Genomic DNA, 9,415 nt, shown 5'->3' with positions numbered 1-9,415 from the left:
AGATAGTTTCATAATCTCACCCCCTTTCCGCAAAGTTGAAATATGAGAGTGTGACAAAAGTCGATCAGGCCTGAACCACTGGAACGAACTATGGGAAATCGTTGGTAAACGATTGGACATAGTTCGTGAAGTGGATGTCATGCCTGACTTTTGGAACACGTTTTTGAAAAATGTTCGCTTTTTAAAAAGAGGCCGGAACTTTTGTCCCAGCCTCACCCTTTGGAAATACGGAAAGAAGAGAAAGAAAAAGCTCGTACAAAACGTTATGTCTGTACGAGCTTATAAAAATGAAATATTCAGTTAAAAGTCCATAGTAACAACAATTTTTCCTTGTGCATGAGAAGTTATAATATATCGGATAGCTTCTTTTGTATCTTTGACAGAATAAACCTTATCTATATAAGGTATCAACTTTCCCGTTTCTGAAAGTTCCTTTGCATAAGGAAGATAATCTTTTTGTGGGTTCATTGGTAGCGCAAAATAAGAAAAATTTTTTGAAACAAACGAATGGAGAAGTGCTTTTGTCGCCTGTTTTAAATCTCCTACACCCACAAAAATACCATTTGGCTTTAAAAGCTGTTTATAAACTTTCATAGGGTTACACCCGTTTATTCCAATAATAGCATCAAATTTTTTGCCTACTTTGGTAAAATCTTCTTTTTTATAGTCTATAACATCATTACAGCCCATTTGTTTTGCGAGTTCCATATTTCTTGTACTGCACACGCCTGTAACGTTTGCTTCCATAGCTTTTGCTAATTGAACAGCATATAGTCCAACGCCACCCGAAGCTCCATAAATCATTACCTGTTTTCCAGCTTCCACCTTTCCTTTTCGTAGTGCACCTAATGCGGTTTCAAAAGATATAGAAATGGCGGACGCTTGCTCAAAAGAAAGGTTCTCGGGCTTTTGAAAAACACGTTCTTTATCCATAAGAGCATACTCGGCAAAACCACCTTTTGGAAATGTTCCCGCTGTTTTTCCGTACACACAATCTCCAACTTTTACATGAGTAATATTTTTACCTGTTTCAACGACAATACCAGAAATTTCAGCACCTATCGGAGAACCTATAAATCCCATAACAAAAGATGTCATTTTGGTAGAAAATGGGACATTCGAGGTTAGTGTTTTAAATCTTTCATAATCAGTTATACTTAACGCAGATGCTTTCACTTCAATCAAAACTTGATTGTCATTTGGGACAGGCTTTGGAATATCTTGTATTTTTAACACATCTAAATCGCCTGTTTTAGTATAAATCATTGCTTTCATATGTTTACTTCTTTCTACGAAGTTGCTGTTTTATTATGCAACATCATGTTGTATAATAATTGTATCTTTTATTATTAGAGCTATCAATAAACAGATTTTGAAAATCTGTTGCATGATACCAGAAAGGGAAAATATGAACAAACAACCAGAAATAACAGATAAAACAAGGCAAAGATTTGTTGATGTATTTTGTGAACTATATGCGAAAATGCCGATTGAAAAAATCTCAATTCAAAAACTCACAAAATTAGCAGGATACAACCGAAGCACTTTTTATCATTACTTTGAAGATATATATGAGTTGCTGGAATATGTAGAAAACGATTTGTTGACCTATGTTAGACAATCCTTAGAAAAGCGAAATATAAATACTCCTCAACACATTTATGAGCTTTTTGAAGCAAAAGAATTAGAAGTAAAAGCATTATTAGGTAAGTATGGAAATATACGGTTTTTGGAGAAGATAAAAGAAGAATTTAACATCAAAGAAGTTTATACTGAAATGATTTCAGACACTTCTATCATGCCATATTTGTTAGAATTTCACATCTCTACATCATTAACGCTCTTTCATTTATGGCTGAACAGAGAAAAAGATTTACCCTCTGAAAAATTGTTTTCATTGATACACGATTTATATTCAAAAGGAGTTAGTGCATACATACAATAACATTTGTTGCCTTATTTCCTCTTTCCCATCCTAAATTCCCCCAGAAATATACAACAGTTCATTAAATAATGGGATAAAGATTGATATTATCATCTTTATCCTATTGTTTTTCTCTCTCGTTGTATAATATAAACAACAAGAAGGTGTTCAACTATGAAGAAAAAATCTGCCATTCCCCTTCCAGAAAAACGGGTATCCATCAAAAAAAGTGGTAATTATCGATATGTGTATTACGTTCAATCCTACTATGTCACCAAAAACGGAACGCGGACCCATAAAGATGTGGCTATTGGTAAACTCAATGAAGAAGACCCAACGACATTCTTCCCTAATCAAAATTATTTTGAATTATTTACTAGTTCTCAACCATCAGAACCAGAAGAAAGCTCCTTCAAACGAGCAGGCTTCACTTGCTTCCTTAGAGAGTTAAGTAAACATTTATCACTGGATAGCATACTCTGTCAAGTTTTTGAAGATGCGGGAGAAGAAATTTTAAGCCTAGCCTACTATATGTTGGCGCAAGGAAACACCATGACGTATCTGGATGACTACTACGAAACCCATTACAACCCTCATCTATGTTCACCATCAGAGAAAAAGCTAGGGAAGCTTTACGCTCTCATTGAGAAAGGTAAACGTTGGAGCTTTTTTGACTTATGGCGTCAAGCTACCGTTCGAGAAGGAGACTATGTGGCCTATGATGTGACCAGTATTTCGACTTATGGTCAGGATATCGAATTAGCAGGAAGAGGATATAATCGAGACCATGAGAATCTTCCGCAGGTGAACGTTGGTGTCTTTTATTCTCAAAGTGCGCAATTACCTATATTTTACGAACTTTATGATGGGAACATTCCTGACAAGACGCACCTTGTCGATATGATTCAGTTAGCCGAAAAATTAGAAGTTAAGCTTGTAACTATCGTGATGGATAAAGGCTTTCTGACTTCAGATAACATTAACTTCATGATGGCTCATGACATTCCCTTTTTAATGGCGTTTCCACAGTCGCAGAAACTATATCGAAGTTGGTTACTAGAATATGGTCAAGAGGTTGAGCAATTCGCTCATTACATGGGGGACCTTCATTGTTTTGGTACTCAAGGCCCTCTTACGATTAATGACTGGGAACTGACAGGAAGTATCTACCTAGATATGGATAAACGAGGGGTAGATATTGTGAGTTTAGATAGTGAACTAAACCAGAGAGAAGAGACGCTTCAAGCGCAAGTTCACAAAAAGATGCGCAAGAAAAAAGACCCTTACTTTGAGGTAAAGGTCAGTGATGAAAAATATATCACCGGTTATGAGCGCAAAGAAGAATCTGTGAATGAAGCCTTTAAACTCTGTGGTCTATTTGGATTACTAACTAATGTGGCTGACTTAGACGCTGAAGAGGCTTTGAAGATGTATCGGCGTCGGGACGTAGTTGAAAGTCACTACGATAGTATGAAGAATCAACTGGAATTCTATCGACTGAAGACCCATCATCAGCAATCGACTGAAGCTAAGTTTTTCATTGGCTTTATTGCCGAAATTATACTCGCGCACATTTATCGTATGTTTCAAACATGCGAACTTCTTCCAGTAAGAACCTTTAAATCTTTAGTGATAGAGCTAGATAAGATTTATCGCATTGAAAGAAGCGATGGTCAAGTGAGAGCTAATTGCTTAAATCGGAAACAAAAAGATATTTTAGAGCTGTTTGACATAGAGGCAGAAGGTTTCATTCGAAGTATCTGTGAGTAATAAGCTGTTGTATAATTTTGGGGGAATTTAGGATTTATCCTGATTGATATTAGAGAAATTGTAGACTGGTCTTTTTGGGACCAGTCTTTTTTGAACGGTAGACTTTCATTCAGACGATGAAAAAGCCCCTTACCGGCAAGTAAGAGGCTGAATGAGCAATCGATTGTTTTATTTTAAACTATTGACATAGGCATCCACGGCAAGGAGGGCATCTGCGATATCTTCTGGACTGAAATCGCCGACCATTTCATGGATGGTTTCGCCGTCTTGGAGGGCGAGTTCACCGACTTTAACCAGGTCTTCATAGGATGTTTGGTCAAGTTTGAGTTCGGCAAGTGTGGTCGGAAGACCGACTGCTTGGTAGAAGTGGATGAAGCGGTCGATGATGGCCTTGTCTGCCTTTTCAAGGAAGAGTTGGGTGAGGGTGCCATAGACGACTTTTTCGCCGTGTTGCATGTGGTGGATATCACCGCTGAGAGCAGTAAAGCCATTATGGATCGCATGGGCAGCTGCTAAACCACAACTCTCAAAGCCTAAGCCACTGAGCAAAGTGTTGGCTTCAATAACGGCTTCCACAGCTGGGGTGACGCGCTGTTCCTTAACGGCAGCTAGGGCAAGTTCACCGTATTCAAAGAGCGTTTCCTGGCATTTTTCGGCGATGGCCTGGCCCGCTAAGCTAGCTTTTCCGCCTGCCATGGTCTTACCTTGGGCTTTAATAACAGATAAACCTTCCACACAGGTCGCCATGGCATCGCCGATTCCGGCCGCAAAGAGGCGAGCAGGAGCTTGGACGACAACGCTGCTATCTACTAAGACGAGGTCAGGGTTCTTATCATAGAAGCGGTAGCCTTCAAAGACCCCCTCATCACTGTAAATAACTGAAAGAGCAGAGGTTGGCGCATCGCTAGAAGCTAGGGTAGGGACGACGATAACAGCAATGTTTGAGTTATCTCCAATCGCCTTGGCTGAATCGATAGTTTTACCCCCTCCGAGGCCAATCACAGCGTCGCAGGCTTTTTCTGTGACGATTTCTGAGACACGGTCAATTTCGTTGACTGAGGCTTCGCCGTTGAAGGCCACATGCTCCACCTCCAAACCTTGGTCATTGAGGAAGTGATGGAATGATTCCCCGACAATTTCCCAAACTGTATCATCGCAGAGTAGGAGAGGACGCTTAGTTAAGGCTTTAATGTAGTCAATTCCTGATTTCAGGGCACCTTTTCCTTGAACGTAACGAGATGGGCTCGCAAATACTCGATTCATATGAAATCCTCCTTGTTATATGTTAATTATTTCACATACTTATTTTAACATTTTTCGTGGAAATGATGAAGGGAAAAGACTAGAAGATTTCATAATGGGACCAATAATAGATAAATCGAAAGGAAATGGTTACCATACGCCTAGCATGCTATAATGATTAAAAATAAAAAGCGATGGGAAAAGGACGCTCAGCTTAATCACAGATAGGATGACTTGTTATCTCTGACCAAAGCTGAGCGTCTTTTTAGGATTTGACCAGGGGATGTTTTCTGATAATTATTTCTTAGTCACAGCCAACCATCGCCAATCAATAGAAATGAGAGACGTCATGTTTTTGATGATTGATAATTACGATTCCTTTGTTTACAACCTAGCCGCCTACTTTAGGGAATTGGGCGCTGACTTGGAAGTCCTATCTGCCGCTGACTTGGAAGAGAGGAGAGTTGCTCTTGATCTAACGGCTTATGAAGGCCTCATCATCTCTCCTGGCCCCAAACGTCCTGAAGATGCGACAGCTTCACTTGACCTCTTCCAGCTAGCCCAGGGCAAACTGCCTATCTTAGGGATTTGTCTCGGTCACCAGGTGATTGCCTATGCTAGCGGGGCCCAGGTGGTTCGCGCGCCTCGTCCCCAACACGGCAAGCTCCATAGCTTAAGGCATGAGGACCGAGGTTTGTTTGAGGGCTTGCCCCAGGCTTTTCAGGTCACCCGCTATCACTCCCTCTGCGTCGATCCATCTTCTTTGCCAGAAGAGCTCAAGGCAGAGGCCTGGACTGAGGACGGTTGTTTGATGGCCCTAGCCAAGCCTGACGCTTGTATCTACGGTGTCCAGTTCCATCCCGAGGCCGTCTTAACCGACTATGGCCATGAGATTCTCGCTCGCTTTATTCAATTAGCCAAAGCTTGGAGGAGTTAAACTATGAAATACAAACATTATCAAGACTCTCCTGACTTGCACCAGATTTTTGCCTACTTAGCCGACCAGGGACCCTGTGCCTTCCTGGATTCTTCAAGCCGAGACCAGGAAGGGATGTATTCAGTCTTAGCCTTGGAGCCTAAACTGGTCTTAAAAGATGTTGCAGGCCAAGTTTACCGGAATGACCAAGCCCTAGCAGGTGACTTTCTTACTGAGTTTCAAGCCTGTTTGGACACCCAGGACAAGCTTACGATTGCTGGTCTGCCCTTAGTCAATCCTGCCCTCGGCTACTTCTCCTATGATTTTGGCTGCTGCTTGCAGGGCCTAGCTAGCCAGCAGGAGAAGGAATTAAGCTATCCTGATGCGGTGTGGACTTTCTATGAGACTTACCTAGTTGAGGACCATAGCAAGGGCCGCTTGACCTTAATCAGCCTGCATGAGGACCAGGAGAGCTTGTCTTTTTTTGCCGACTGGGAGAGGCGTTTTGAAACTATCAGGAAACAGGCCTCCATTCTTCCAGAGGGGGCGGGCATTGACCAGGTCATCGCGGACTGTTCAGCTGAAGACTATATGAAGAATGTTCAAGAAATCATTGACTATATTGAAGCAGGGGATACTTATGTGACTAATCTCAGTCGGCGAATCTGGCTGCTTGCCAAGCAAGATCCCTTAAGGTATTACTTGAGATTACGCCAGCTTAACCCAGCTCCATATGCGGCTTACTTTAACTTTGGCGACTTTCAGCTCCTCTCTTCTTCGCCGGAACTCTTCCTCGAAGTGGCAAATGGACAAATCACCACCCGGCCCATCAAGGGGACCTGTCCGCGGACGGGAGATGACCAGGTCGACCAAGGCTACCGAAAGGCTCTGCAGGAAGCAGACAAGGAGCGGTCCGAACTCTTGATGGTGACCGACTTAGAGCGCAACGACCTCAATCGGATCTGCCAACCAGGAAGCGTTAAGGTCAAGGGGCTCTTTGAAGTTGAAGCCTATGCCACGGTCTACCACCTAGTATCAACAGTCGTCGGCGAACTAGCGGCTGAGACAGACTTAATGCGAATTTTAGAAGCCACTTTCCCTGGTGGTTCGATCACTGGGACACCCAAGCAGCGGACCATGGAGATTATCGATGACTTGGAAGCTTCCGCCCGTGGCATCTACACCGGCTGTCTGGGTTATATTAGCCCAAACCAGGACATGAAGCTCAACATCATCATCCGCAGCCTGGTCCACCAGTCCGGCAGCTATGAAGTGGGGCTCGGTGGCGGCATCACTTGTGAGTCCGACCCCCAAGCCGAGTACGAGGAGACCGTATTGAAAGGGCAAGCCTTGGTCCAAAGCTTCCAAAAACGCTCAGAGGAAAAGGGGGAAGACGAATGATTCACTTAGATAATGGTTTTTATTACGGGATGGGCGTCTTTGAAACGATTGCAGTCGAAGCAGGCTGTCCCCTCTTTTTGGACCGCCACCTGGATCGTTTGAAGGCAGGGGCTGATTTTCTGGGCTTAGAGATCTCGCTATCTATAGACGACATCTTGGATTACCTCAAGACCCATCCTTTAGACCACCAGGCCCTAAAGATTGCGGTCTCCGAAAAAAATACTGTCTACTCCCATCGGCAAAATCCCTATACATCTAGCCAATACCAGGAAGGAGTCTCTTGCCTGTTAAGTGAGGTTCGGCGCAATCCGAGCTCGCCCTTCACCTATCATAAAACCTTCCAATATGGGGACAATATCATCTGCTTAAAAGAAGCCCGAGCTAAAGGCTATCAGGAAGCCCTCTTCTGTAATTCTGATGGCCTGGTCTGTGAAGGGGCTACTTCCAATCTCTTCATTGTGAGAGCAGGTGAGATCTATACCCCCAAGCAGAGTTCGGGCCTACTACCTGGCACCGTCCGCGCCTATTTACTGGACCAGTTTGAAGTCAGAGAAGAAGCAATTCCCTTAAAGACCCTCTACCAAGCCGATGAGGTCTTTCTGACCAACGCCTTGATGGGGATTATGCCTGTTCGACAAGTGGATCAAGTGACTTACCCACTTGGTCCGCATACGCGCAAGCTGATGGGGGCTTACAGGGAAGAAGTTAAGCGACAGATCGAGGCGCACTATCGTCAGAATAATAGAGTTTACTAAGTTTGTGGAAGGGTGAAAAGTTCCGTGAATAGCACAAAGGCCCTAGAGTCCAATGCTCTAGGACCTTTTTATTTTAATTAGGGAGAAAGCTAGAAGGCTCAAAATTCCTGATCCTAAGTCTTTGCTTGGACGATCAAGCTAAGCTAGCTATAATATAGTTAATCCAAAGACTTCGTTCGAAGGGAAGGTTAAGTGATGAAAAAACTGATTTATCCTTGCTTGATTAGGGAAGAAGATAACGTGTACTATGCTGAATTCCCTGATTTTGAATCTTGTTTTACAGATGGCGAAACATTTGATGAAGCAGTGGCTAATGCTAAAGACCTGTTGGAAGGTATCTTGGTTGTTTACGCTAAACAAGGTAAAGATTTCCCGGTAGCTAGTAGAGTGCATGGTAGTGAAGAGGCTAGAATGGTTTTGCTTGAAGGAAACTTGGACTAATTTTTGGAGAGCTGTGGTTAATTAATGGATGCCTATGCAGGATATTCGCGTAATATCTAATAAGGGTGACGCCATTGAAGGTCATGCTGATCATATAACGGGAAGAAAAGATACTGAATCTGAACAATTTGATACGATAACTATGATTCCTAAAAGTGGTCCTTTACGAGGAAGAGGCATCATTAAGTAAATTGGACGGCATAGATTAGAAGTGAACTTCTAATTTAGGGCCAATCAACAGAACTGGATCGTGAGAAAGAAAGGATTGAAGCCTTTGAAGCTCAAAAAAAGCCCAGCAAATAGTGAGCTTTCGTGCGTTAGACACCTAGTTTTTCCTTGAGTGCTTCAGTCAGCGTCTGTGAGAAGTTGATTTGTTCAGCCTTAGCTAGGTCGTTAAGCCATTCTGGAACAGTAACGCTTTTTCTAATTGTTTTAGAGTGGTATTTGCGCCGGAAAGCAGCTAAATCAATTCCAATTAGAGCAGCGTCTTTGTCCGGAAATTGGTCTCTAATCTCTTTTAAAGAGCTTGCTTTAGGATAGTCTGTGTAGTCTTCAAGAGCAGTTCCTAAAACTTCTTCTGCCATCTCATAAGCTTGGCTAATACCCTCACCTTGAGTCATGGCTTCCGGGATATCTGGGAATTTAACAAGTATATATTTTTCATCTTGTTCGAAAGTTGCTGGATAAACTAACATAAGAATTCAATCCTTTCTGTGAAGTTAGCAAAAGCCTTAAACTTGCAGGGTATTTAAGACCTGCTTGCTTTAATATCTCTTTGTAAAACGAATCATCAATAGCTATGCATAGGGATTACAGTTGTTCGATTGCTTGTTCTGTTATACATAAGCTTATGACTTCCACGTTGTCACACCTCTTGAAAACTATTCTTCTTAAGCATTTTTACTAGATTCTTAGGTGTAATCGGCATTTTTAAATTCTATATACATATGCACAATATACATATGA

At 42.3% G+C, this 9,415-nt stretch carries 9 protein-coding genes; 6 read left to right on the top strand and 3 right to left on the bottom strand.

The window, feature by feature from the left end; translation table 11 throughout:
- Window positions 1-300: 300 nt before the first annotated feature.
- Window positions 301-1,275, bottom strand: a complete 975-nt coding sequence (locus HMPREF3090_RS03660; protein WP_067971465.1) for an NAD(P)-dependent alcohol dehydrogenase — start codon at window positions 1,273-1,275, stop codon at window positions 301-303.
- Window positions 1,276-1,408: 133 nt separating this feature from the next.
- On the opposite strand from HMPREF3090_RS03660, the gene HMPREF3090_RS03655 reads away from it, so the two are divergent.
- Window positions 1,409-1,945, top strand: a complete 537-nt coding sequence (locus HMPREF3090_RS03655; protein WP_067971462.1) for a TetR/AcrR family transcriptional regulator — start codon at window positions 1,409-1,411, stop codon at window positions 1,943-1,945.
- A 153-nt stretch (window positions 1,946-2,098) separates the two neighbouring features.
- The gene (locus HMPREF3090_RS03650) at window positions 2,099-3,694 is read left to right on the top strand and encodes an IS1634 family transposase (protein WP_067971459.1); all 1,596 of its coding nucleotides are present in this window, start codon (window positions 2,099-2,101) and stop codon (window positions 3,692-3,694) included.
- A gap of 168 nt (window positions 3,695-3,862) precedes the next feature.
- Here HMPREF3090_RS03650 and HMPREF3090_RS03645 read toward each other — a convergent pair whose 3' ends face one another.
- Window positions 3,863-4,957: a glycerol dehydrogenase gene (locus HMPREF3090_RS03645; protein ID WP_067971457.1), complete on the bottom strand. Its 1,095-nt coding sequence runs from the start codon at window positions 4,955-4,957 to the stop codon at window positions 3,863-3,865.
- A 337-nt stretch (window positions 4,958-5,294) separates the two neighbouring features.
- Here HMPREF3090_RS03645 and HMPREF3090_RS03640 point away from each other — a divergent pair, with 337 nt between their 5' ends.
- From HMPREF3090_RS03640 to HMPREF3090_RS03625, 4 genes are all read left to right on the top strand, one after another.
- Entirely contained in the window at window positions 5,295-5,873 is a 579-nt protein-coding gene (locus HMPREF3090_RS03640; protein ID WP_210382184.1) for an anthranilate synthase component II, read from the top strand.
- A 3-nt stretch (window positions 5,874-5,876) separates the two neighbouring features.
- Window positions 5,877-7,253 carry an aminodeoxychorismate synthase component I gene (gene pabB, locus HMPREF3090_RS03635; RefSeq protein ID WP_067971454.1) on the top strand — a complete coding sequence of 459 codons (1,377 nt, stop codon included), beginning with the start codon at window positions 5,877-5,879 and terminating at the stop codon, window positions 7,251-7,253.
- Window positions 7,250-8,008 carry an aminotransferase class IV gene (locus tag HMPREF3090_RS03630; RefSeq protein ID WP_067971449.1) on the top strand — a complete coding sequence of 253 codons (759 nt, stop codon included), beginning with the start codon at window positions 7,250-7,252 and terminating at the stop codon, window positions 8,006-8,008. Before pabB ends, HMPREF3090_RS03630 begins: the two co-directional genes overlap by 4 nt.
- A 195-nt stretch (window positions 8,009-8,203) precedes the next feature.
- Window positions 8,204-8,449 (top strand): type II toxin-antitoxin system HicB family antitoxin, encoded by a 246-nt coding sequence (locus HMPREF3090_RS03625; protein ID WP_067971447.1) that lies wholly within the window; start codon window positions 8,204-8,206, stop codon window positions 8,447-8,449.
- 317 nt (window positions 8,450-8,766) lie between these two features.
- Here the strand turns inward: HMPREF3090_RS03625 and HMPREF3090_RS03620 are convergent, their stop codons facing one another.
- Window positions 8,767-9,144, bottom strand: coding sequence for a type II toxin-antitoxin system HicB family antitoxin (locus HMPREF3090_RS03620; protein ID WP_067971445.1), 378 nt, complete (start codon window positions 9,142-9,144; stop codon window positions 8,767-8,769).
- Window positions 9,145-9,415 lie beyond the last annotated feature (271 nt).

This window comes from Aerococcus sp. HMSC23C02 (assembly GCF_001806805.1).
Taxonomy (GTDB): Bacteria; Bacillota; Bacilli; order Lactobacillales; family Aerococcaceae; genus Aerococcus; species Aerococcus sanguinicola.
This window is presented reverse-complemented; position numbering and strand designations above follow the sequence as displayed.

What these genes read in the sequence shown, in the direction of transcription:
- HMPREF3090_RS03660 (WP_067971465.1), bottom strand. Translation starts at nt 1,275, where the DNA reads ATGAAAGCAATGATTTATACTAAAACAGGCGATTTAGATGTGTTAAAA.
- HMPREF3090_RS03655 (WP_067971462.1), top strand. Translation starts at nt 1,409, where the DNA reads ATGAACAAACAACCAGAAATAACAGATAAAACAAGGCAAAGATTTGTT.
- HMPREF3090_RS03650 (WP_067971459.1), top strand. Translation starts at nt 2,099, where the DNA reads ATGAAGAAAAAATCTGCCATTCCCCTTCCAGAAAAACGGGTATCCATC.
- HMPREF3090_RS03645 (WP_067971457.1), bottom strand. Translation starts at nt 4,957, where the DNA reads ATGAATCGAGTATTTGCGAGCCCATCTCGTTACGTTCAAGGAAAAGGT.
- HMPREF3090_RS03640 (WP_210382184.1), top strand. Translation starts at nt 5,295, where the DNA reads ATGATTGATAATTACGATTCCTTTGTTTACAACCTAGCCGCCTACTTT.
- pabB (WP_067971454.1), top strand. Translation starts at nt 5,877, where the DNA reads ATGAAATACAAACATTATCAAGACTCTCCTGACTTGCACCAGATTTTT.
- HMPREF3090_RS03630 (WP_067971449.1), top strand. Translation starts at nt 7,250, where the DNA reads ATGATTCACTTAGATAATGGTTTTTATTACGGGATGGGCGTCTTTGAA.
- HMPREF3090_RS03625 (WP_067971447.1), top strand. Translation starts at nt 8,204, where the DNA reads ATGAAAAAACTGATTTATCCTTGCTTGATTAGGGAAGAAGATAACGTG.
- HMPREF3090_RS03620 (WP_067971445.1), bottom strand. Translation starts at nt 9,144, where the DNA reads ATGTTAGTTTATCCAGCAACTTTCGAACAAGATGAAAAATATATACTT.